This window comes from Kitasatospora sp. cg17-2, assembly GCF_054031055.1.
Map to the genome: position 1 here is coordinate 8,627,520 of NZ_CM132923.1, position 21,881 is coordinate 8,649,400.

At 74.4% G+C, this 21,881-nt stretch carries 18 protein-coding genes; 14 read left to right on the forward strand and 4 right to left on the reverse strand.

Annotated elements, in window-relative coordinates; genetic code table 11:
* Positions 1-70 precede the first annotated feature (70 nt).
* On the forward strand, positions 71-577 hold the full coding sequence (locus ACW14Y_RS36270; protein WP_380306949.1) for a MarR family winged helix-turn-helix transcriptional regulator: 507 nt from the start codon (positions 71-73) through the stop codon (positions 575-577).
* 24 nt (positions 578-601) lie between these two features.
* On the opposite strand, the gene ACW14Y_RS36275 is transcribed toward ACW14Y_RS36270, so the two are convergent.
* A complete protein-coding gene (locus ACW14Y_RS36275; protein WP_456984871.1) occupies positions 602-1,477 on the reverse strand; it encodes a methyltransferase domain-containing protein in 876 nt (291 codons plus the stop codon).
* A gap of 28 nt (positions 1,478-1,505) precedes the next feature.
* Between ACW14Y_RS36275 and pdxR the strand changes: the two genes are divergently transcribed.
* The 6 genes from pdxR (at position 1,506) to ACW14Y_RS36305 (ending at position 7,258) form a co-directional block, all read left to right on the forward strand.
* Positions 1,506-3,098 (forward strand): MocR-like pyridoxine biosynthesis transcription factor PdxR, encoded by a 1,593-nt coding sequence (gene pdxR, locus ACW14Y_RS36280; RefSeq protein WP_456984872.1) that lies wholly within the window; start codon positions 1,506-1,508, stop codon positions 3,096-3,098.
* 183 nt (positions 3,099-3,281) lie between these two features.
* Positions 3,282-4,613: a glycoside hydrolase family 3 N-terminal domain-containing protein gene (locus tag ACW14Y_RS36285; RefSeq protein WP_456984873.1), complete on the forward strand. Its 1,332-nt coding sequence runs from the start codon at positions 3,282-3,284 to the stop codon at positions 4,611-4,613.
* A gap of 323 nt (positions 4,614-4,936) precedes the next feature.
* Positions 4,937-5,764 carry a nucleotidyltransferase domain-containing protein gene (locus ACW14Y_RS36290; protein WP_266314713.1) on the forward strand — a complete coding sequence of 276 codons (828 nt, stop codon included), beginning with the start codon at positions 4,937-4,939 and terminating at the stop codon, positions 5,762-5,764.
* 189 nt (positions 5,765-5,953) lie between these two features.
* Positions 5,954-6,424, forward strand: coding sequence for a hypothetical protein (locus ACW14Y_RS36295; protein ID WP_380394424.1), 471 nt, complete (start codon positions 5,954-5,956; stop codon positions 6,422-6,424).
* 238 nt (positions 6,425-6,662) lie between these two features.
* Positions 6,663-7,037, forward strand: a complete 375-nt coding sequence (locus ACW14Y_RS36300; protein ID WP_456984874.1) for an ArsR/SmtB family transcription factor — start codon at positions 6,663-6,665, stop codon at positions 7,035-7,037.
* Positions 7,034-7,258 (forward strand): DUF6126 family protein, encoded by a 225-nt coding sequence (locus ACW14Y_RS36305; RefSeq protein WP_456984875.1) that lies wholly within the window; start codon positions 7,034-7,036, stop codon positions 7,256-7,258. Before ACW14Y_RS36300 ends, ACW14Y_RS36305 begins: the two co-directional genes overlap by 4 nt.
* Before the next feature lie 55 nt (positions 7,259-7,313).
* Here the strand turns inward: ACW14Y_RS36305 and ACW14Y_RS36310 are convergent, their stop codons facing one another.
* Positions 7,314-10,352, reverse strand: coding sequence for a cytochrome P450 (locus tag ACW14Y_RS36310; RefSeq protein ID WP_456984876.1), 3,039 nt, complete (start codon positions 10,350-10,352; stop codon positions 7,314-7,316).
* 429 nt (positions 10,353-10,781) lie between these two features.
* Between ACW14Y_RS36310 and ACW14Y_RS36315 the strand changes: the two genes are divergently transcribed.
* The 5 genes from ACW14Y_RS36315 (at position 10,782) to galE (ending at position 17,041) form a co-directional block, all read left to right on the forward strand.
* Complete coding sequence (locus ACW14Y_RS36315; RefSeq protein ID WP_380394452.1) at positions 10,782-11,561, forward strand: sigma 54 modulation/S30EA ribosomal C-terminal domain-containing protein; 780 nt, start codon at positions 10,782-10,784, stop codon at positions 11,559-11,561.
* A gap of 87 nt (positions 11,562-11,648) precedes the next feature.
* On the forward strand, positions 11,649-12,197 hold the full coding sequence (locus ACW14Y_RS36320) for a hypothetical protein (protein WP_380394454.1): 549 nt from the start codon (positions 11,649-11,651) through the stop codon (positions 12,195-12,197).
* 421 nt (positions 12,198-12,618) lie between these two features.
* Positions 12,619-14,997, forward strand: coding sequence for an RICIN domain-containing protein (locus tag ACW14Y_RS36325; RefSeq protein WP_456984877.1), 2,379 nt, complete (start codon positions 12,619-12,621; stop codon positions 14,995-14,997).
* Positions 14,998-15,103: 106 nt separating this feature from the next.
* Positions 15,104-15,778, forward strand: coding sequence for a hypothetical protein (locus ACW14Y_RS36330; protein WP_456984878.1), 675 nt, complete (start codon positions 15,104-15,106; stop codon positions 15,776-15,778).
* A 183-nt stretch (positions 15,779-15,961) separates the two neighbouring features.
* A complete protein-coding gene (galE, locus tag ACW14Y_RS36335; RefSeq protein WP_456984879.1) occupies positions 15,962-17,041 on the forward strand; it encodes a UDP-glucose 4-epimerase GalE in 1,080 nt (359 codons plus the stop codon).
* A gap of 64 nt (positions 17,042-17,105) precedes the next feature.
* Here galE and ACW14Y_RS36340 read toward each other — a convergent pair whose 3' ends face one another.
* Entirely contained in the window at positions 17,106-17,300 is a 195-nt protein-coding gene (locus ACW14Y_RS36340) for an antitoxin (protein WP_030393215.1), read from the reverse strand.
* Between the two features lie 201 nt (positions 17,301-17,501).
* Between ACW14Y_RS36340 and ACW14Y_RS36345 the strand changes: the two genes are divergently transcribed.
* The gene (locus ACW14Y_RS36345; RefSeq protein WP_456984880.1) at positions 17,502-18,107 is read left to right on the forward strand and encodes a DUF6542 domain-containing protein; all 606 of its coding nucleotides are present in this window, start codon (positions 17,502-17,504) and stop codon (positions 18,105-18,107) included.
* The gene (locus ACW14Y_RS36350) at positions 18,100-19,452 is read left to right on the forward strand and encodes an LCP family protein (RefSeq protein WP_456984881.1); all 1,353 of its coding nucleotides are present in this window, start codon (positions 18,100-18,102) and stop codon (positions 19,450-19,452) included. The genes ACW14Y_RS36345 and ACW14Y_RS36350 overlap by 8 nt, the downstream gene beginning before the upstream one ends.
* A 92-nt stretch (positions 19,453-19,544) precedes the next feature.
* On the opposite strand, the gene ACW14Y_RS36355 is transcribed toward ACW14Y_RS36350, so the two are convergent.
* On the reverse strand, positions 19,545-21,848 hold the full coding sequence (locus ACW14Y_RS36355; RefSeq protein ID WP_456984882.1) for a DUF7927 domain-containing protein: 2,304 nt from the start codon (positions 21,846-21,848) through the stop codon (positions 19,545-19,547).
* Positions 21,849-21,881: the final 33 nt, after the last annotated feature.

The window sequence follows — 21,881 nt, forward strand, 5'->3', positions numbered from 1 at the left end:
CCGCAAGGTCCGATCGAAGGGTGGGTGCTGTGAGGTATCTCACCGCTAAGGCATCGTTTAGGCTGGGGGCATGGCAGAGCGCGTGGATCATGTGGACCGGATCGTGCAGCAGTGGGGCGCCGAGCGCCCCGACCTGGACGTCTCGCCGATGGAGGTGATCGGCCGTCTCAAGCGGTTGTCCCGACTGGTCGACGCCGAGTTGAAGGAGACCTTCGCCCGGCACGACCTCGACTTCGCCTCCTTCGACGTGCTCGCCACCCTGCGCCGCAGTGGCCCGCCGTACCGGCTGACACCGACCATGCTGATGCAGTGCGCGATGGTCACCTCCGGGGCGATCAGCCAGCGCCTCGACCGGCTGGAGGCGCGGGGCCTGGTCACCCGCACCCCCAGCGGCTCCGACGGCCGGAGCCGTGAGGTCCAGCTCACCGAGGAGGGATACGCCCTGATCGACCGTGCCCTGCCGGACCACCTGGCGACCGAGCGCCGCATCCTGGGCGACCTCGACGAGCCGAGGACCGCCGCCTTCGTCGCCGCCCTGCGCACCCTCCTCGGCACCCTCGGGGACGACCCGGAGTGACCGCGCCGCCCCGCCGACGGCCGGTCACGGGTTGACCGCCACCGCCTTGAAGAACGTGTAGTGGAACGACCCGTCCGGCTCGGCCGTGCGGCGCAGTTCGGCGACGCCGCGGTCGAAATCCTCGGCCGTGTCGAGGTCGGCCGCGAGCGCGTCGGCGCGGACCGCCTCGACCATCGCGACGAACGTGCGCCGAGTGAACCCCTCGGCCAGGTCGGGCCGGCCGCCGTCCGCGTACACCGTGCGCGGGGCGACCGAGATGTCCCGGAACCCGGCCCCGGCGAGCAGCGGATACAGCCGCCGCCCGACCAGGCTGTCCCCGCCGCCGTCCGCCTGGAGCCGGACCAGATGGCCGACGACCCGCTCCGCCGCCTCACCACGGGGGTGGAAGAACGCCGAGCCGTGGTCGCCCTCGATCACCGTGACGGTGCCGCCCGGGCGCAGGACCCGGCGCAGTGCCGTCAGTGCCGCCGCCGGGTCGGCGAGGTGTTCCAGCACGAAGCAGACGAAGAGGTGGTCGAACGAACCGTCGGGGAAGGGCAGCCGGTGCAGATCGCCGTGGTGCCAGGAGACCTGGGCCTCCGGCAGTTGTTCCGCGACCCGGGCCCGGGCCCGGGCGAGCGAGTCGGCGGAGATGTCGGCGGCGGTCAGCAGCAGACCCGGGCTGGCCTCCAGCAGGTGCACCGTCTGGGCGCCGACCCCGCAGCCGGCTTCCAGGACCCGGCTGCCGGGCGGGTACACCGTGCCGGCGTGCAGCAGACCGGCGAGGGTGTCGGCCTGGTCGCCCAGACGGCGGGCCTCGGCGGGGGAGTAGCCGTGCACATAGGCCTGGTCGGGGTGGGACGGGGAAGGGGTCGAGGAGGAAGCGGCCGGGGTGGTGGCGGGGGCGGTGGTGGTCGTCATGGCTTCACCCTCTCGGCACAATGGACCGGTGCACAGGTCCAATGATCATTCGATCGACAGGTCCATAACGGCGGGCGCGGACTTCCTCCAGCTCGACCCCGGGCAGGCGCCCGCCGGTGGACTCGCGGACTGGCTGGCGCGACGGCTCCGGGAGGCGATCGCTGACGGCCGGCTCCCCGTCGGCAGCCGGCTGCCCGCCACCCGGGTGCTCGCCGCCGACCTGCGGGTCTCGCGCGGCGTGGTGACCGACGCCTACCGCCGCCTCGGCGAGGAGGGGCGGATCGCGGGCCTGGGGCGGGGCGGCACCGTCGTGGTCGACCAGTTCGCCCCGGGGACCGTGCCCCTGTCCCCACCCCGGCCGGCAGCCGCCCGGTCGACGGTTCCCGGACCGACGGCCGCTCGCCCCGAAGGCACCCGTCCCGGACCCGCCCGGCCTGACCCTGCCCGCGACACCACCCCCACCTCGCCCTTCGACGGCGAACCCGCCACGACCGTCTTCGACGCCCTCCGCACCGCCCCCGCCCGGATCGACCTCGCCCCCGGCGTGCCCGACCTCGCCGCCTTCCCCCGCGCGGCCTGGCTGCGCGCCGAACGCGCCGTCCTGCGCGACCTCGCCGCACCGGACTTCGGCTACGGCGACCCGCGCGGCACCCCCGCCCTGCGCCGCGCCGTCGCGGACTGGCTGGCCCGCAACCGCGGCATCCGCGCCGACCCCGAGGAGGTCCTCGTCGTCGCCGGGGCGGCCCAGGCGCTGGCCCTCGTCGGCGAGGTGCTCCGGGCGGACGGCCTCGACGTGGTCGCCGTCGAGGACCCGGGCTCCCTCGGCACCCGCCAGCACCTCGGGCACCGGATCACGGCCACCCCGCCCGTCCCCGTCGACGCCGAGGGCATCCGGGTGGACTCGCTGCGCGCCGCCGGCGCCCGGGCCGTGCTGCTGACGCCCGCCCACCAGTTCCCGACCGGCGTGGTGCTCGGCGGCGCCCGACGGCGCGAGCTGCTCCAATGGGCGGCCGAGGGCGGGCTCGTGATCGAGGACGACTACGACGCCGAACACCGCTACGACCGCCCGCCCGTGCCCGCCCTGCGCGGCGTCCTCCCCGAACAGGTCCTCTACCTGGGCAGTGTCTCCAAGCTGCTCGCCCCCGCGCTGCGCACCGGGTGGGTGCTCGCGCCCGCCCGTTACCGGGAGGCCCTGGTCGACGCCAAACGGCTCAGCGACCTCGGCAACGCCGCGCTCCCGCAGCTGGTCCTCGCCCATCTGATGGAATCGGGTGCCCTGGAGCGCCATCTCCGGCTGCAGCGCTCCCGCCACCGGCGCCGACGCGACGCCATGACCGCCGCTGTCGCCGTCCATCTCCCGGGCGCCTCGGTCCACGGCGCGGCGGCCGGGCTGCACCTGATGCTCACCTTCCCGGACGGTCTGCCCTGCACCGACACCGAGCTCGCGGCGGCGGCGCTGGCCCACGGGGTGAAGGTGCACCCGTTGTCCTGGCACGCCCGGCTGCCGCACCCGCCGGGGCTGGTCCTCGGGTACGCGGCCGGCACGCCGGGCGAGATCGAGGAGGGCATCGCCGTCCTCGGACGGCTGCTCCGGGAGGCGGGACCACCGCTCCCGGGGTGAGGCTGCTGCTGTTACGCCGTCCGGTCGCGGTGTCCGCGGCACCGGCGGCGTGTCCGCGGTCGAACCCGTCGACTCCCGCACGCCGATCGACGATCCTGGCCGTTCCGGGGCCGGCTCGCCCGAACGGCCCGGACCCGACCGACCGAGGGAGGCCGGATGCCGACGCCCCGCCGCCGACGCCCCATGCCACGCCCGTCCCACCGCAGCACCCGTCGGACGCCCCGTCGGCCGGTCCGCATCGCGCTCCTGGCGCTGCTGCTGGCGGCGGTGGGACCGGCGACCGCGCTCGGCCCGGTCGCGCCCCTGGCCGTACAGGCGCCGCCCGACCGGCCCGCCGGGCCCGTCGACCCGGGCGCGGGCACGGGGACAGGCGCTGGCGCGGACACCGGAACCCGCACCGCCACCGACAGCGACACCGCCACCGGGGCCGGTGCCGTCGGGACGAATCCGGGGACACCGACCCCCACCGGGAGGACCACCGACGTGCCCAGCACCGTTCCCGCCGCCGCCTCGCTCCGGCTCGCCGGCCGTCGGATCGTCTACTCCTACCCCGGCGACACCCCTCCGCCCGAACTGCTCGACACCATCCGGGCGGGCCGTGCCGCCGGCGTCATCCTGTTCAAGGAGAACGCCCCGTCGCCCGAGCAACTCCGGGTGGCGGTGGATATGTTGAAGAGCGCGGCGCAGGAATCGCCCTCCGGCGCACCGCTGTTGCTGATGACCGACCAGGAGGGCGGGAAGGTCCGGCGGCTGCCGGGGGCGCCGGTCCACTCGGCCCGGCAGACCGGCGCGGCCGCCGACCCGGCCGGGGACGCGGCCCGGTCCGGCGCGGGAGCGGCCGGCACCCTGGCCGACGCTGGTCTGAACGTCAACCTGGCGCCCGTGCTCGACGTCTTCGACGCACCGGACAACTTCATCGACCACTTCGAACGCTCGTACAGCGGGAAGCCCGAGGTGGTCGCCGAGTTGGGCACCGCCTTCCTCGCCGCCCAGCAGCAGGCGGGAGTGGCCGCCACCGCCAAGCACTTCCCCGGTCTCGGGGCCGCGGCCCGGGAGGAGAACACCGACGAGCGCCCGGTCGTCCTGCCGGTCCCGCTGGCCGAGCTCCGGGCGCGGGGCGAAGAGCCCTACCGGGCCGCCATCGCCGGCGGGGTCCGGCTGGTGATGGCTTCCTGGGCGGTCTATCCGGCCCTCGACGCCGACCGCCCGGCCGGACTGTCGAGCGCCGTCGTCCAGGGTGAGCTGCGTCGGCGCCTCGGGTTCCGCGGGGTGACCGTCACCGACGCCCTGGAAGCCGGTGCTCTCGCCGCCTTCGGGGACACCGGGGACCGGGCGGTCGCCGCGGCCGGGGCGGGCATGGACCTCCTGCTGTGCTCCGCCCGCGACATCCAGCAGGGTGACGCGGCCGCCGCGGCCCTCGCCACCGCCCTCGACAGCGGCCGTCTGGACGCCGGGGAGTTCAGAAGCGCCGTCGGCCGCGTCGACACCCTCCGTACTTCCTTCAACCGGTCCTGAGTCCGCGCACCACGGCACCTTCACGCCCCGGCACCCGCACACTCCAACAGCTGCATCGGCACACTCCAACACCTGCGCCGCCGGCACCCGCACGCCCCGACATCCGCGAGCCCGCCCCCGGCGCCCGCCGGGTCGCCGGCCGCCCCCTGCCGCCCCTGCCCGCCCGCGCCCACCCGGGGTGGCGCGGGTGGCGAGGGTGGCGAGGGGGTGGCGCGAAAGGGAGTGAGGGTGGCGCGAAGAGGGTGCACAGCTGACCAACACGCGCCGATCCTTAGCGGAAACGAGCGGACACGGAGGGTCATCCGGATGGCAGGCTTGCCGCCGTGACTGTGCACCCTCTCGTACACGAGATCGCCGACGCCTACCTGACCCTGGTCGACGCCGCCGCACCCGGGCTGGTCGAGGGCCTCTACGTGGTCGGTTCGGCCGCGCTGGGGGACTTCCACCCGGCGCGGAGCGACATCGACTTCGTGGCTGTGTCCGCCGATCCGGTGACGGCGGCGCAGCTCGCGGGGCTGGAGCGCGCGCACGCCCGGCTGGCGGCCCGCTACCCGCGCCCCGCGTTCGACGGCCCCTATCTGACCTGGCACGAACTCGCGGGCCCGCCCGCGCAGGCGGCGCCTGGCCCGCAGGTGTTCGGGGGGACGGTCCGGCACCGGGTGAGAACCGACCGCACGCCGGTGCTCTGGCACACCCTGGCGCGGCACGGCGTCACGCTCTGTGGTCCACGGGCGCAGGAGCTGATGATCGACACCGGCCCGGGGGAGCTCGCGGTGTGGACGGCCGAGAGCCTGGAGGAGTACTGGCGTCCGTGGCGGCGGCGCTCCTCGCGGTTGGCCTCGCGGTCGGGGCTGGCCCTGCTGAACGGGGCGGGCCCGGCCCACGGGGTGCTCGGGGTGAGCCGTGCGCACTACACGCTGGCCACCGGGCGGATCGCCTCGAAGCGCGGGGCCGGGGAGTACGCCCGGGCGGTGTTCGACGAGCGGTGGTACCGGATCGTGGACGAGTGCCTGCGGATCCGGGACGGCGGGCGGCGTCGCTCCCGCTATCCGAACCCGTTCACCCGGCGGGCCGACGCGCTCGCGTTCATGGACATGGCGATCGAGAGTGCCCAGCGACTGAGTGCCGGCCGATTGCCGCTGGGCGAGTAGTGATTCAAGCCATCGGAGGCTGAAAATCATGCCATCGAAGGTCAGTTTCCAGTCTGATCATCAAGTGTTCGGATCTTGGCCCTTTCCTGCATTGGAATCGCATGAAAGTCTTACGACATGCCACATGTGAAATGTCACATGTGGTGATGCTGATTCCTTGCAGTCAAAGAGAGAAGAGGAGGAGCGGACATGCGGATGAACCGACTCACCCTGACCGCGGCCGGGATCGTCGGCGCGGCGGCCCTGCTGGCCGTGCCGGCCGAGGCGAACGCGGCCCAGACCACCACCACGGGCATCATCGGCACCACCACCACCTGCGGCGCCTCCGGCCTGCAGGCCGGTCTGTCGACCCGGGTGTGTGCCGAGATCACCGGCGACAGCGTCCAGCTGTACGGGCAGATCAGCCTGGCCGGCCCGCCGAGCCCCGGCACCCCGTGGCCGCAGACCGTCGAGCTGATCACCGGCCTGTCCGGCCAGGTCGTCGGCGGCGCGTCGCTCGGTTCGATCAGCGGGTACACCCGCTTCACCGCCAGCACCGTGCAGGTGCGCGGCGTCGGCGGCACCGTTCCGTGCGGCTCCACCGTGCACGGCAGCTTCAGCGCCGCCGCCTACCCGTGGGGTCCCGTTCCGGTGACCGTCGACGTTGTGGTGCCCTGTTGATGACACGCGCCCGGTAGGGGGCGGTGCGGGCCCGGGATCCTCGGATCCCGGGCCCGCACTGTTGTCCTGTCTCTCAGGCCCCTCCGTGTCTCTCCGTGTCCCTCGCTTTCCTTCCGCTTTGCGTCCGCTTTCCGCGTTCGGGGATGACGACTTGAAGAAATCTTCATCTGCCTGGATGATGCTTCACGCCGCCCGGCGGCCAACGAGCCCATCCTCGACCCGCAGGAGAGAACGGACGATGCCGGTCCCGCTGTACCAGGCGAAAGCGGAGTTCTTCCGGACGCTCGGACACCCGGTCCGCATCCGGGTGCTGGAACTGCTCCAGAGCGGACCACGACCGGTGCGCGAGCTGCTGGCCGAGATCCGGATCGAGCCGTCCAACCTCTCCCAGCAGCTCTCCGTCCTGCGCCGGACCCAGCTGGTCACCGCGACCCGCGAGGGCAACACCGTCGTCTACGCCCTCAGCACGCCGGACGTCGCCGAGCTGCTGCGGGCCGCCCGGCGGATCCTGACCGAGCTGATCACCGACCAGGACGCGCTGCTGGGCGAGCTGCGCGCGCCCGAGACCACCGACACCCCCGCGACCCAGGCGACCCCGGCGGGCCACCGATGAGCCCGGGCGGGACCACGCCAAGCGGCGGGGCCGCGAGGCCGAACGGGACCACGAGCGGCGACGGTGCCACGAGCGGCGACGGCGCCACGAACGCGCGGGCGACGCTGGAGGAGAAGGCCCGGCGCCGGGCGATGCTGATCCGGGCCGGCATCTACATCTTCGCCACGCACCTGTTCGCCGGCTTCGTCCTGCTGCTGTTCGCCCTCGGCGACCGGAAGTGATCGACCGGAAGTGACCGACCGGAAGTGACCAGGCCGCCCGGGACCGGCGACGGCATCAGCGCGCGGCGTCCTCCCCGGTGTAACGGCGGCTGGTGCTGGTCCAGGCGTGGACGCCGTCGACGAGTTCCCGGGTGCCGTGGAGGTACCAGCCGCCCTCCGGGTACCGCAGCAGCAGCCGGCGGCGCAGCGACTCGCTCTCCGCGCTCAGCCGGGCGATCCTCGTCCCGACGGACCGGACCGCCCGCGCCCGGGTGCAGCCGCGGACCCGTTGCAGGGTGAGCACGGTGTTGAAGGCCGCGACCTGCTGGCGTTCCTCGCGGTCGGCCGAGTACAGGTCGTTGATCAGGGTCGCCACGTCGGCGGTGTTCGCGCGCAGTCGGCGCAGCGCGGGGTCCCGGTGCAGGGCGGCCGGTGCCTCACCGCCGTGGACGTGCTCCAGTATGCCCATGAACGGGTAGAGACAGCTGGCGTGGCGGCGCAGCCGGACGGTCTCGGCGAGGTCGGGGTGGGTGCGCGCGGCCCGGTGGGCGGTCTCGGCGAGGAAGGTCTCCAGACAGGAGCGCCATTCGTCGGCGGTGCGCCGGCGCCACTCCGGCGACATGGGGGCGGTCTGGCGTTGCCACAGTTCCCGCCAGGCGTCGAGCAGGTGGGGGAGGGGGCCGCCGACCGGGACGGGGCGGCCGTCGGCGACGGCGAGCAGTGGTCCGACGACGGCGCGCGCCTCGGCGGGGTCCCGTCCCGGTGGGCCGTCGAACCGGTCGTCGAGGATGGTGAACCAGCCCAGGATGTCGACCAGCAGGTCCAGTTCTTCGCCGCGGGCGCGGGGGTAGGCGTGGCCGATCAGCTCGGGCAGCGCGTAGGACTGGTAGCGGGCGAGGTCGGCCGGGGCGAGCAGGCCGTGGGCGAGTGCCCAGTCGCCGTGCCGGGCGGTGGCGGCGGTCAGTTCGGCCGGAGTGCGGGCCTCCTCGGTGCCGGGCCGGAGCAGCGGGCGGACGGCCGTGTCGGTGCGGCCCGCCGGTCGGGTCGGCGCCGCGGTGCGGGGGGACAGCACGGGCCGGGGCGCCGCGGTGGCGGGTCCGAGGAGGACGAGGCGCCGGGGGGAGGCCAGGGCCCGGACAGTGCCCGTGCCCGGGGCGAGGGCCTCACCACCGACACCGCCACCGCCGCGGGGACGCGGGCCGGTTCGGTCGGAGGTGCGCGAAACGGTTCGCGCCTCGGAGACGCGCGAATCGGCCCGCGAAGCGGTGCGTGCCTCCGGAGTACGTGCCTCCGCAGTGCGAAGGTCGGAAGTACGCGGGTCGGAGGCGCGCGAAGCCGTGCGCGAAGCGGTGCGGGCGACCGTCCGGGCGGCTGTCCGCAGGGCGCTGGTGTGCAGCGCCGCCGGGTACGAGCGGCCGGGCGCGGACCGGCCGGGCAGGACCGTCGACCGGGCGGGCAGCAGGGTCGACCGGCGCGGGCCGGCGATCGGAAGGCACCGGGTCGGTGCGTCCTCCCGGCCGCCCGGCGGGGGAGTGCGGCGTGCGCCGGGGGCGTGCGGCGCCCGGCTGCCGCCGCGCGGCGCGAGCCGGACCCGCAGGCCCTGGGCCTGGACGGTCGTCCAGACGACCTCGCGGGCCCGCGCGTGGGGGACGGCCGTGGGGCGCCAGCGGCGCAGGATGGCGGCGGTGGCCACGGTCAACTCGGCCCAGGCGAAGGCCTCGCCGATGCACTTGTGCTTGCCGGCGCCGAACGGGAGGAACGCCTGACGGGCCGCGGCGGTACCGCCGGTGCCCGTTCCTTCCGCTCCGTCGGCGTCGTACCAGCGGCCGGGGTCGAACCGGAGCGGGTCGGGGTGGAGCGCGGGGTCGCGGTGGACGGCGGTGAGGCTGTAGAGCAGTTCGGTGCCGGCCGGGATCCGGTAGGCGCCGAGCGTGACCGGGACGCGCGCGGTGCGCATCAGGAAGGCGTTCGGCGCGTGCAGCCGGACGACCTCCTGGGTGACGGCACGGGTGTAGGGGAGCCGGGCGAGGGCCTCCGGGGTGGGCACCGTCCCGGCCGGGAGGTGCTCGTCCAACTCGGCCAGGACGCGGGCCTCGATGTGGGGGTGCCGGACCAGTTCGTCGATCAGCCAGGTCAGCGTGGTGGAGACGGTCTCGGTGCCGGCGCCGAACATGGTGATCGCCTCGGAGCGGACGTCCGCCTCGGTGAGCGGGCGACCGGTGGCGGGGTCGACGGCGGCGCGCAGCAGGGCGGGCAGGGTGGGGCGCCGGGCCCCGCCCCCGGTCATCGGGCAGCCGCCCCCGGCCGCGCCACCGCCGCCCGCGCCGGTGCCGTGTCCGCCGGACTCGCTGTACCCGCCGGGCCCGCTGTGTCCGCCGGCTCCGCCGTACCCGCCGCCGGGCGCGGTGCCGTTGACGGCCTGGTCGACGACGCGGTTGAGCACCCGGACGGCGGCGTCGAACCGCCGGTTGACCGGCAGCGGCAGCCGGGCGAGCGCGGGGTGCGGGTAGAGGGACTGGACGATCTGCCCCTTCACCAGGTCGGGCAGGGCACGGTGGAAGGCGAGGGTGGCGTCCTCGCTCAGCCGGGCGTCGAACAGCGCGCGGGTGACGATCTCCAGCGCGAGGTGGTTCATCTCCTTGGCCACGTCGAGGACCTGGCCGGGGCGCCAGCGGTCGGCCCGCTCCTCGGTGACCCGGTGCATGACGGCCAGGTAGTCGGCCATCCGGTCCGGCCCGAAGGCGGGCTGGATGATCCGGCGGCGGTCGCGGTGGGCGCGGCCCTCGGACATCAGCAGGCCGTCGCCGAAGGCCGTCTTGAGGGTGTCCTGGACGGCGCCGCGGGGGCAGTCGTGGGCGAGTGCGACCAGCAGCGTGTGCACGAGTCCGGCGTCGGTGACGACGCAGACCGTGCGCGGGCCGAGGCGGATCCGGACCACATCGCCGTACCGGGAGAGGGAGCCGAGGAAACCGAGCGGGTCCCGCAGCAGGGCCGGGGCGTGGCCGAGCCCGGGCAGGGCGCCGGGGGCGAGCGGGGGAACGGCCGCTCGGCGGGGCCCTGCCGCGGGGGATCTGGGCGGGGCGGGCGGTCTGCGGGTCTCGTTCGTCAGGATCATGACATCACCTCTCACCAGATGGACCGGGGGACGGACCGGTGGGACGGTCCGGCGCGACCGGTCGGTGTCGGACCGGTCGAACGGCCCGGCGCTTCGGTACCACCGGAGCCGCCGCCGCGACAGCCGGGTTCCGGGGGCCGTTCGACGCGGACCCCGCGCGCGCCGCTGCCAGAGGGCGCACGCCATGGGAAACGCGCCGGTCCCGTGAGCGTTGCGCCGTACCCGGGTTGATCACCCCATCGGTGGAGTGTCCTCAAGGTGTACGCGTGGCGTCCCGATGGGGCGGCCCGGACGGTCGCGGGCGACTGCGCCGGAGGACGAACCGTTCGGGTCCGCCCGGGTCGTCCTGCCTGGTGGGCAGGGTCTTTCGGCCCTCGGCGGGAGGGTGCGCGCGGGTCCAGCATGGTGGCGAACCGAGGAGGATCCCTGATGACCCGTCTGCGCCACCGGCCCGCCCTCGACGTCCGGGTGGAGATCCGGGGCGAACTGCCCCGCGAGGAAGCGGAGTACGCCCGGAGCCGGTGCCTGGCGCTGATCGCGGACCTCGGGCCGGACGTGCACACCGCCCGGCTGCGGCTCACCCGGCCGCGCGACCGGTCGGTGACCAGGCCCGCCGTCGCCCAGGCCGCGCTGGACCTGGCGGGCGTGGGGCGGGTCCGGGTGGAACTGGCGGCGGTGACCGTCCGGGAGGCGGTCGACCTGGCGCTCGGCACCCTCGCCGGGCGCGCCGTCCGGCTGCGCGAGCTGGGCGACATCGGGCTCGCGACGGCGTACGAGAGCTCCTACCGGCCCCAGTACGCGTCGCGCCCGCTCGCCGAACGGCGGATCGTCCGGCGGAAGTCGGTGCTCCTGGCGCGGCACACCCCCGAGCAGGCGGTGCGCGAGATGCTGGCCCTGGACCACCGGTTCCACCTCTTCTCGGACGTGCTGACCGGCCAGGACAGCGTGGTCCACCGGATGCCCGCGAGCGGGGGATTCCGGCTGGTCCGGGCCCACTCCACCGCCCGGCTGGGCGGCTCGGGACTGCCGCTGACGGAGAGCGCGCACCCGGCGCCCCGGCTGGACGTCCTGGAGGCGGCCCGCCAACTCTGGCTGACCTGCTGGCCCTTCGTCTTCCACACCGACCCCGGCGACGGGCGCGGCCGGATCCTGTACCGCCGCTACGACGGCCACTATGGCTTGATCACGCCGATAGCGGACCCCTACTGACGGGCAGGTAATGATCGGCAAGGGCTGACCGGTACACGACCGACGACGGACGAGCACACCCTCACGCTCTGGACGGGAACTGGGACCATGGACTGCGAAGAAGTCATGCTGACCGTCAGGATCGCGTCCGCCGAGCGGGCCCTGCTGCGCGAACTCGCGCGCGGACACGGCGCCGACATGTCCGACGTCGCGGCGGACGGCCTGATCGACGTCGTCCCCAGCCTGCACGTCCTCCCGGCCTTCCCCGTCCGGCCGGAGGCGGCGGTGCTGCCCGTCGGTCCGGGGACCGGGGCGGGGGCCGGGCTCGGCGCCGCGTCAGGGGCAGGGCCTGGGGCAGGGTCGGCGTCGGGGGCTGCGGACGCGGGTGTGCTGCGGCTGCTTCGGGTGCTGGCCCGGCCCGCGCCGTGCGCGCTCACGCTCTGGCTGCCGGCGCCGGTCGCCGATCTGCTCCCGCTGGTCGGCGAGCGGATCACGGCGGTGACCGGGCTGCGGATCGGCCCGGCGAGCGCCGCTCTGTCGGCCGCGCTCCGGTACTGGCTGGCGGGGGATCCGCAACAGCTCGCGGCGGGCCTCGCCGTGCTGCACCGCCAGGGCAGCCCCGGTCTCGCCGCGCAGCGGCTCGACGTCGCGGCCTGAGGAGCACCGCACCGGCTCCAGGAGCCGGACGGCACCGGGAGCCGGACGGCACCGGGAACCGGACGGCACCGGGAACCGGACGGCACAGGGAACCGGACGGCACCGGAAACCGGACGGATCCGGCCGCTCCCGTCCGCGCGCACCCGGACCCCGCCGCGCGCCCCCGCCCCGCGCCCCGAGGTGCACGCCCCGCGCCCGCACTCCGCGCCCCGCGCCCCGCACTCCGCGCCGACGGCGTGTCACCGGGGGTGTCGCCGACCCCTCCGGGCGTCCCGCCCCGACCCCCTCGTCCGTCCGCGCGAATTTCGAAAAGAGGTTTTTGTTATCCGGCCCGCCCGGGCCGGTCTCCGGAGTGTCGGAAGGTTCAGGCCATCACCCCGAGCGGTGGTCGGGACCCTCGCACGAGGAGAGGAGTCACCCGATGGGGCACCGGAGCACGGAGCTCCGCCGTCGGCGGCGTCGACGGACGGGCAAGCGCACGGCACTGATCTCACTGGCGGTCGCGGCCGGACTGGTCGCGGGCGCGCTGGGCATCAGCACCGCCATGGAGTCGTCGGCGGTGCACGACACCGCCGCGGCGAGCGCGGTGGCGGGTTCGGTCGACGGAGTGGGCGGTGCCATGGCCGGCACGATCGCCGACGACGGCACGGGCCAGACCGGCACCGCCGAGAACGCCACCAGGGCCCCCGGGCCGAAGCGCGACCAGAAGGCCGCGCCGATCAAGGAGATACCCAAGGACCAGCCCGAACGCGGCCTGGTCTACGCCGGACTGAACCTGCCCGCCGGCGACCGCTGCGCGGGCTCCCTGGAGGTGACCGGCGGCGAGCTGTGCAGCCACGGCCCGGACGCGCCGCCGAAGGACGTGGACATCCGCAAGGACGTCCCGCCGGTGGCCGCCGCCGTCGCCCAGCCGGCCGCGCTGACGCCCCCGGCCGACGCCCAACCGCCCGCCGCCGCGGACCTGCTGAAGGGAACGATGCCGGTCCTGGACGCCACCACGAAGACCCTGCTGGCCGACGCGGCCGGTGACCAGTCGGCCGCCGCCGCGCCCGCCGCCGGTGGCCAAGGCGTCGTCTGCGAGGGCGACGGCAGCGTCGGCAACCGGGTCCAGGTGGTCTACGCGCACACCCCGGGCAACGACCGCTTTGCCCAGTACCTGGCCTCCTTCAAGAAGTGGGCGGCCGACGTCGACGTCATCTACAACGCGAGCGCCCAGGAGACGGGTGGTGTCCGGCACGTCCGGTTCGTCACCGAATCCGACTGCTCCGCCTCGGTGTTGAACATCCAGGTGTCCGACGCGGAGATGGCCGACTTCAACACCAGCAACCGTGCGATCGCGGCCCAGGGCCTCAACCGCAAGGACCGCAAGTACATGATCTTCGCCGACGCCAAGGTGTACTGCGGCATCGGCACCTTCGCCGGCGACGAGCGGCCCGGTCAGGACAACCTGAGCAACTTCGGCCCCTCGTACGGCCGGACCGACTCGGGCTGCTGGGGCGGCCACACCGCCGCGCACGAACTCGGCCACAACCTGGGCGCGGTGAGCAACAGCGCGCCCAACTCCAGCAAGGGCGGCCACTGCGTCGACGAGTGGGACATCATGTGCTACTCGGACGCGCCGTACTACCCGGCGATGCGCACGGTCTGCCCGGACAACGCCAGTGACATGCGCCTGGACTGCCGGCACGACGACTACTACCACACCGACCCGGCGCCGGGCAGCTACCTCGCCACCCACTGGAACGTCGCCAACAACCGCTTCCTGATCGCCGGTGGCGGCACCGGGCCGACGCCCGACCCGACCCGGACCCCGACCGCTTCGCCCACCCCGACGAACTCGCCGACCCGCAACCCGTCGCCGACCGCGAGCCCGACCGGCACCCCGACGCCCACCGGCACGCCGACCGCGACCGGTTCGCCCACCGCGAGCCCGACCGCCACCCGCACCGCCTCGCCGACCGCGAGCCCGACCGGCACCCCGACCCCGACCGGTTCGCCGACCGCGACCGGCACTCCGACGCCGACCGGGACCCCGACCGCGACCGGTACCCCGAGCCCCACCGGGTCGACCACCCCGACCCCGAGCCCGACCGCCTCGCCCACCGGCGGGACCACCGGCCCGGCTATGACGGTCAGTCAGGTCACCCAGACCTCGGCCGTGTTGAGCTGGCCCGCGGTGAACGGCGCGAGCGGCTACGACGTCCTGCTGAACGGCCAGACGATCGGCACCGTCCGGGCGACCGTGGTCGGCGTGGTCCGACTGGCGCCCGACACCTCGTACTCCGTCGCGGTGGCCGTCAGGGATGCCGCCGGAGCGGTCTCCAAGCCGGGTCGCGCGGCGGCCTTCCGCACCTCGGCCGACGCCGGGAAGCCGCAGCCCGGCACCCGCTACAGCCTGCTGAACGGCCTCACCGGCCAGGCCGCCGACCTCTGGGGCAGCTCGCTCAACGACGGCACGGTGGCCATCGCCTACCAGCGCACCGGCTACGCCAACCAGAAGTGGACCTTCGAGGACGCCGGCTCGGGCACGCTGCGGATCAAGTCCGTCCGCTCGGAGAAGTGCCTGCAGCTCGGCGGCAACCCGGTCTCCGGACAGTACGTCGCGCAGCGCCCCTGCTCGGACGCGGCCGGCCAGAAGTGGCGGGTCACCTCCGCCGGCGGTGCGGTCACCCTGACCGCCGAGGCTTCCGACCTGGTCCTCGGTGCCAGCAAGCGCTGGTACTACGGCGGTTGGCTGCTGGAGCTGCAGAAGCCGAACGGCCAGACGTACCAGAGCTGGAACCTGCAGAAGACCACCTGACGTCCGGGGTTCGACCCCCGATCCCCGGACCCCGAGCCGGGTGCGGCCGCCGCTGACACGGTGGCGGCCGCACCCGGCCCGTTCCACTTCACGAGGAAGACCCGCGATGCCCCGCACCCGTCAGTCCCTCGCCGCCCTGGCCCTCGCCGGGGCGGTCGTGCTCGCTCCCGCCGCAGTCCCCGCCGCCGCGCACGGCGACACCGTCCACCTGGAGGTGTCCGGACAGGACGGTGGGCACGTCACCACCGTCGCCACCTGGGAGAACGACCGCGACCCGGTCACCGAGCAGTTCGCCGGGACGCTCTCCGCGACCTCGGCCGACGGCCGGGCGGCCGGACCGTGGCGGCTGGTCGCCGTGCCGGGGCGGCCGGGTACCTACACCACGCGGGAGTTCCTGCCGGCCGGGCACTGGCGGATCGTGGTGGACTGCGCGTTCCCCTCGCTCGGGCACGGTGAGCGCGAACTCGACGTCGAGGCCGCGGTGATCTCGGACCCGACGCTGCCGACGCCCACCGGTCCGGGGACGGCGGGGCCGGGCACGACCGGTCCCACGGTCCGGCCCACGGCTCCGGGCACCGCGCCCGACGCCACCACCACCCGCACCCCGCCGGGCGCCGCCACCGCCCCGGCCACCGCCCCGGGCGCCACCGCGACCGTCGCCGGGCCCGACGCCTCCGACAGCTCCGGCCTCGCGACCTGGGTCGCCGTGGGCACCGCCGTCCTCGCCGTCGCCCTGGTCACCGTCGGCCTCCTCCTGCGCCGCCGCGGCCGCCGTTCCTGAGCCCCCGTTCCCGAACCCGCCCCGCCCCGGTACGCCCCGCCCCGCCCCGCCCCGGTCCGGTCCCGGGACCCCCGTCGGCTCCGTGCCCGCCTGCCGACGGGAACCGCCGGGTGCGAACCGGTCGTCCTCCCCCGCAACAGGCGTCACGGGACGTCCGTACTGAGGCAAGGGAGCATGCGGATCGTGCGGAAGGTACTGATCACCGGCGGGGCAGGCTTCATCGGAAGCACCGTGGCGTCCGCGCTGCTGGACGCGGGCATCACCCCGGTCGTCCTCGACGATCTCTCCAAGGGCCGGGCCGAGTTCGTCGAGGGCCGGGAGTTCTACCAGGGGGACATCGCGGACGCGGCGCTGGTCGACCGGATCTTCGCGGAGCACCCCGACATCGACGCGACGCTGCACTGCGCGGCCCGGATCGTCGTCCCGGAGTCGGTCGCGCGGCCGCTGTTCTACTACCGGGAGAACGTCGGCAAGACCGTCGAGCTGCTGGAGTCGCTCCAGCGCAACGGCTGCACCCGGGTGGTCTTCAGCAGCTCCGCCTCCATCTACCTGCCCACCCCGACCGGCAGGGTCGACGAGAGCTGCCCAGTCGACGGCAGCAGCCCGTACGCGCGCACCAAGCAGATGATGGAGCAGGTGCTCCAGGACTGGACCGGGGGCGCCGACGCGGACGGGACGCGGGTCGTCGCGCTGCGCTACTTCAACCCGATCGGCGCGGACCCGCAGCTGCGGACCGGTCTCCAGGACCTCGCGCCGAGCCACGCGCTCGGCAAGCTGATCGAGGCGCACGTCAACAGCACCCCGTTCACCATCACCGGTGTCGACTGGGACACCCGGGACGGCTCGGGGATCCGGGACTACATCCACGTCCAGGACGTCGCGGACGCCCACGTCGCCGCGCTGGTCCGGTTCGACGAGGTGGTCCGGCCCGGCGCGGGGGAGCGCTTCCGGGTCGTCAACATCGGTACCGGTGACGGCACCACGGTCCGCGAGCTGGTCGAGGCGTTCGAGCAGGCGATCGGCGAGAAGCTGGACGTCCGGGAGGCGGAGCCGCGCCCCGGTGACGTGCTCGGCTGCTACAGCGATGTGACGGCAGCGCGCGAACTGCTCGGCTGGGAGCCGCGCCGGAGCATCGCGGAGGGTGTCCGGGACGCGCTCGCGTGGCGCGCCCGCTGGATCGAGCGCCTGGCCGCCACCGGCACTGCCGCCACCGGCGCCAGCACCGCCACCGCCACTGGCACTGCCGTCACCGCCGCCGTCTGACGGCTTGCGGCCGAGCGCGGACCCACCCCGGCCCGGCCGGGTTCGGGGTGGGTCTCCGTCGGCGCTACTTGGACTCGTCCAGGCCGTTGACGAAGTCCTTGGCCTTGCCCGTGGCCGTGTCGATGTGACCGCTGTACTTGCCGTCCGTCTTGTCGTCGACGATCCCGGCGACCTTGTCCAGGCCCTGGGTGACGGCGCCGCTGTGCTCGCGGGCGAGGCCGGTGGCCTTGTCGGCGAGGTTCTTGAGGTGTTCGAACATGATGGTCCTTCTGTTCGTTCCGCCCGGTTCGTGCCCATCCTAGCCGCCCCTGACCTGCTGCTTTCCCGGTCGGGAGGCCCTGTGGTGACGAGGTGGCGGGTGGGGGCGGGGTGATTTCGCGGGGACGGGTTTGTATGCTCCACTCTTGCTCTACAGCATTGTAGAAGTTCACCGGAGGGCATGGCGGAAGGGGTGTGGGGCATGGTCGGGCAACACGCGAGAGGCGCGGGCGGAGCGGCCCCGCCGTCCCGCCCCGGTGGGACGGCGGCGGTCCTGCTGGCCGCGGCCGGGCTGCCGCTGGCCGGAGCGGTCGCCGGGGAGCTGACCGGGAACGGCGGCGGTCCGCTGTTCGCCCTCGGCGCCGTCCTCGGCACCGGCGTCGCGGCGGCCCGCTGCACCCGCCCCGGGCGCTGGTGGGTCGTCATCGCCGCGCCGCCCGTGGTCCTGGTCGCCAGGGTCGGCACCGCCTGGGCCGCCGGCTCCGACGCTGCTCAGGGCAAGGCGCTCGCCTCGTCGGCCGTGCGCTGGGTGGTCGACGCCTTCCCGGTGATGGCGGTGGCCCTGCTGGTCGCGCTGTCGGTCGTCGCCGGACGAGCGGCCCTCGCGGCCCGGTCGGCCCGCACCGCTCCGACCGCGAACCCGAGCCGAGTCCCGAACCCCCGCCGGACCGCTGGCCCGCGCCGGGCCGCGGACCCGCGCCGCACCGCGGATCCGAGCACCGACCGGCCCGCCACCCCGGCCGCCGTCCCCACCCCGGCCGCCGTCCCCGCCGGCCCGACCACCGACCGGAGGCGCCGTCATGGCTGAGCCCCGCACCGGACCGTTGACCGTCGCCGGCCGCGTACTCGCCGGCACCCTCTCGGTGGCCGTTCTCGGCGCGAGCGGCCTGGTCTGGTACGAGTACCGGCAACTCGACAGCGGCATGGTCAAGTCGGGCGCGCTCGCGGAGGCCCGGAAGAACGCGCCCCCGCACCTCGACCAGTCCGTCAACCTGCTGCTCATCGGTCTCGACAGCCGCAAGGACATGGACGGCAACGACCTGCCCAAGGAGTTCGTCGAGGAGGAGCTGCACGCCGGCTCCAGCGAGATCGGCGGGTACAACACCAACGCGCTGATCGTCCTGCACATACCGGCCAACGGCGGCAAGGTGACGGCGCTGTCCGTCCCGCGCGACGACTATGTGCAGACCGTCGGCGCGGACGGGAAGATGCACAAGATCAAGGAGGCGTACGGCATCGCCAAGGGCGCCGCCGAGCAGAAGCTGAGCGGGAAGGGCCTGTCCAAGCCGGAGCTGGAGCGGCAGAGCCGGGAGGCCGGGCGGGCCGCGACCCTCCAGACCGTCCAGTCCTTCCTGGACATCCCGATCGACCACTTCGCGGAGGTGAACCTGATCGGCTTCTACGACATCGCCAAGGCCGTCGAGCCGATCCAGGTCTGCCTCAACAACCCGGTCGACGACCCGATCGTCGCCCGGACGGCGACCCACGAGGGCGGCGGGACGGGGCTCCGGCTCCCGGCCGGCGTCAGCTCGCTCGACGCCCGGCAGGCGCTGTCGTTCGTCCGTCAGCGCCACCACCTGAAGAACGGCGACCTGGACCGGACCCACCGGCAGCAGGCCTTCATCTCCTCCGTGGTCTACAAGTTGAAGCAGGACGGCGTGGTCGGCGACCTCGGCCGGCTCCAGCGGCTGTTCGACGTGGTGAAGAAGGACGTGGTCATCGACGACCGTTGGAACGTCCTGGACTTCGCCCAGCAGGCACCCAACCTGACCGGCGGCAATGTGGAGTTCAACACGCTGCCGATCACCGGGTTCAAGAACATCGGCGGCCAGGAGGTCAACACCGTCGACCCGGGCCAGATCAAGCGGATCGTCAAGCAGCTGTTCGGCCACGAGGTCCCGCCGGAGGCCGCGCCGTCCGCCCCGGCGGAGCAGGTCGCGCCCGTCGTACCGGCCGCGTTCGCGGTGCCCGTCGCCACCCGGACGACGACCCCGGCCGCGCCCCGCTCCACGCACTCCCCCCGCACCGGGAGCCCGTCCGCCTCCCCGGAGGCCCCGTCGACCGGGCCCGGCGCCGATCCGACCGGTCCGGCACCGGACCTCCCCATGCAGGGCCCCGCGGTGCGGGCCGGGGGCATCCCCTGCGTGGACTGAACCCGGGGCGCCGTTCCACGACAGCGAGCCCGTGCCGGGCGAAGGCGCCCGGCACGGGCTCGCTGTCGGTCCGTCCGAGGACGGGGCAACCCCTAGTGTCGGCGGCCGCGGCCCCGGGTGCGCAGGGCGATCAGGCCGATCATCAGGCAGCCGAGCGCGCCGAGGGCGAGCGCCGGGAGGGCACCGGAGCCGGTGCTGGGGAGCTCTCCGTCAGGTCCGGGGCTGTGCGTCGGCCTGGCGGTGGGCTTGTGGCTGTGGCTGTGGCTGTGCGTCGCCGTGGGGGAGGGGGTGGGGCTGGGCGACGCGGTCGGGGAAGCCGTCGGGGACGGGGAGGCCGTCGGCGAGGGTGAGGCCGTCGGGGACGGCGACGGCGTGGGGACCGTCACCGTGACGTCGGCGCGGCAACGCGCGTCGCCCTCGCCGGGCGGGCAGTTGTTGCGGTAGGTGCTGGAGGTGACGGTGTTGGCGAGGGCCGTGGCGCTGGTGAGCGAGCCGTGCACGGTCACCGAGTAGGTGATGGTGGCGCTCCCGCCGACCGGCAGGTCCCCGCTCCAGTGCAGGGTGTTGCCGGTGACCGTGACGTTGCCCAGGTCGGTGGCGGCGTCACCGTTGTAGTCGGCCCGGGAGAGCACGTCGGCGAGGTTGTCGTCGAGGGTGACACCGGGTGCGGCGACGCGGCCGGTGTTGGTGACCTTGATCCGGTAGCCGACGGACTTGCCGGGGGTGGTGGAGGTGGGGTCGGCGGTCTTCTCGATCGAGTAGACCGGGGTGTCGACCACGGTGTTGCGCACGGTGTTGCTGGTGCGGGTCTGCTCGCGCTGCGTCTGGTTGCCCTTGAAGGCGAGGGTCGCGCTGTCGTCCAGGACGGTACCGGCGGTGGCGGCCTGGTCGACGGTGGCCCGGAAGGCGACGGTGGTGCTCGCGCCCGGGGCGAGGTCGGCGACCTGGCAGGTGACCGTCTGTCCGACGGCGCTGCAGGAGGGGTTGGAGCCCGCGACGAAGGTGGTGCCGGCGGGCAGCTGGTCGGTGACGGTGATGCCGGTGGCGGTGTCGAGGTCGCCGGTGCTGCCGTCGGGGTGCTGGTTGCTGACGTTGAAGGTGTAGGTGATGCTGTCGCCGGGGCCGACGTTGCCGGGCGGGTTGTTGTCGGTGGTGCCGGCCGGGTTGTTGGCCTTGGTGATCTGCAGATCGGGTTCGAGGGCGTCGACGGCGAGCCAGACGGCCTGCGGGTGCAGCGCGTCGCCGGCGCCGTTGATCCGGAGCACGGCCTGGGTGGCGTCGGCGGGGATCTTGCCGGTGACGTCGATCATGCGGGCGTCGTAGCCGTAGTTGTTGACCGGCGCGGGGTCGCGGGTGGTGATGTTGCTGCCGGTGCCGTCGGCGGCGACCCGGTCGATCCGGCTGGTGAAGGCGTTGTCGGTGACGACGCCGGTGGGGCCGGGCATCGGCAGCAGGGTCAGGTTGTCGGTCGCGGAGCCGACCAGCAGCTGGTCGCCCGAGATCGGCACGTCGCCGTCGCCGACGGTGACGCCCATGGTGGCCGGCGGGGCGGTGGCCGGGGTGCGGATGCCGGCGAGGGTGAGGGTCGCCAGGTTGTCGGGGGAGCGCAGCAGCTGGAAGCCGTCCCAGACCTGGAGGTAGCGCAGCGGGGCGGCCTGGTCCTGGTAGGCCACCACGAGCGACCAGCCGCCCCAGCAGCCCACGTTGTTGCCGCCGGAGTTCTGCGCGGAGGAGCGCCCGGCGCAGGCCTGGATGTCCGCGACGGTGTAGCTGCCCGCGCCCGCGGCCTTCACCTGGGAGGTGACGTCCTTCACGCCGGCCCCGGCGAGCAGCGGCTCGGGCGGGGTGCCGCCGACCTGCTGGTCGAACCAGTCGTAGGTGTCGGCGGTGACCTGCTCGTAGGAGGCGCCGCCCGGGACCTTCCAGGACACCGTGTTGCCCTTGTTGATGTCCCCGGAGGTGCCGCCCGCGTTGCTGGTGTTGGTCGGGTTGAACTGCCAGTACAGCCGGGCGGAGAGCACCTCGGCCCCGGCCGGGATCACCAGCTGGGCCGAGGACGCGTTGTTCCCGGGCGCGTTCGGGTCGGTCTTGATGTACTTGGTGCGGCCGTTGTTGGTGCCCTCGGTGTCGTTGCAGACCGATCCGTCGCTGTCGTCGCAGGTCAGGACCGAGTTCGAGGCCATCGTCAGGTTGCCGTGGGCCAGCAGGTCGAGCACCGGGTCGGGGCCGATCGGCCGCTGGGTGCCGGCCCCGCGGACCGCCGTCTGGCGCTGCGGCAGGTCCGGTGCCGCGAAGGCCCGGTCCAGGGCGGACGGAGCCGCCAGCCCGGCGGCCAGCGGGACCGCCAGGCACAGGGCCCGCAGGCGTTTGCGGTGCGGGGAGGGTCGATGAACCACGGGTGGCCTCACAACGGGCAAGGGGATGGGGGC

Bases quoted from the DNA above. Each gene is read 5' to 3' on its own strand.
- ACW14Y_RS36270 (WP_380306949.1), top strand. From the start codon at position 71: ATGGCAGAGCGCGTGGATCATGTGGACCGGATCGTGCAGCAGTGGGGC.
- ACW14Y_RS36275 (WP_456984871.1), bottom strand. From the start codon at position 1,477: ATGACGACCACCACCGCCCCCGCCACCACCCCGGCCGCTTCCTCCTCG.
- ACW14Y_RS36285 (WP_456984873.1), top strand. From the start codon at position 3,282: ATGCCACGCCCGTCCCACCGCAGCACCCGTCGGACGCCCCGTCGGCCG.
- ACW14Y_RS36295 (WP_380394424.1), top strand. From the start codon at position 5,954: ATGCGGATGAACCGACTCACCCTGACCGCGGCCGGGATCGTCGGCGCG.
- ACW14Y_RS36300 (WP_456984874.1), top strand. From the start codon at position 6,663: ATGCCGGTCCCGCTGTACCAGGCGAAAGCGGAGTTCTTCCGGACGCTC.
- ACW14Y_RS36305 (WP_456984875.1), top strand. From the start codon at position 7,034: ATGAGCCCGGGCGGGACCACGCCAAGCGGCGGGGCCGCGAGGCCGAAC.
- ACW14Y_RS36310 (WP_456984876.1), bottom strand. From the start codon at position 10,352: ATGATCCTGACGAACGAGACCCGCAGACCGCCCGCCCCGCCCAGATCC.
- ACW14Y_RS36315 (WP_380394452.1), top strand. From the start codon at position 10,782: ATGACCCGTCTGCGCCACCGGCCCGCCCTCGACGTCCGGGTGGAGATC.
- ACW14Y_RS36320 (WP_380394454.1), top strand. From the start codon at position 11,649: ATGGACTGCGAAGAAGTCATGCTGACCGTCAGGATCGCGTCCGCCGAG.
- ACW14Y_RS36325 (WP_456984877.1), top strand. From the start codon at position 12,619: ATGGGGCACCGGAGCACGGAGCTCCGCCGTCGGCGGCGTCGACGGACG.
- ACW14Y_RS36330 (WP_456984878.1), top strand. From the start codon at position 15,104: ATGCCCCGCACCCGTCAGTCCCTCGCCGCCCTGGCCCTCGCCGGGGCG.
- ACW14Y_RS36340 (WP_030393215.1), bottom strand. From the start codon at position 17,300: ATGTTCGAACACCTCAAGAACCTCGCCGACAAGGCCACCGGCCTCGCC.
- ACW14Y_RS36345 (WP_456984880.1), top strand. From the start codon at position 17,502: ATGGTCGGGCAACACGCGAGAGGCGCGGGCGGAGCGGCCCCGCCGTCC.
- ACW14Y_RS36350 (WP_456984881.1), top strand. From the start codon at position 18,100: ATGGCTGAGCCCCGCACCGGACCGTTGACCGTCGCCGGCCGCGTACTC.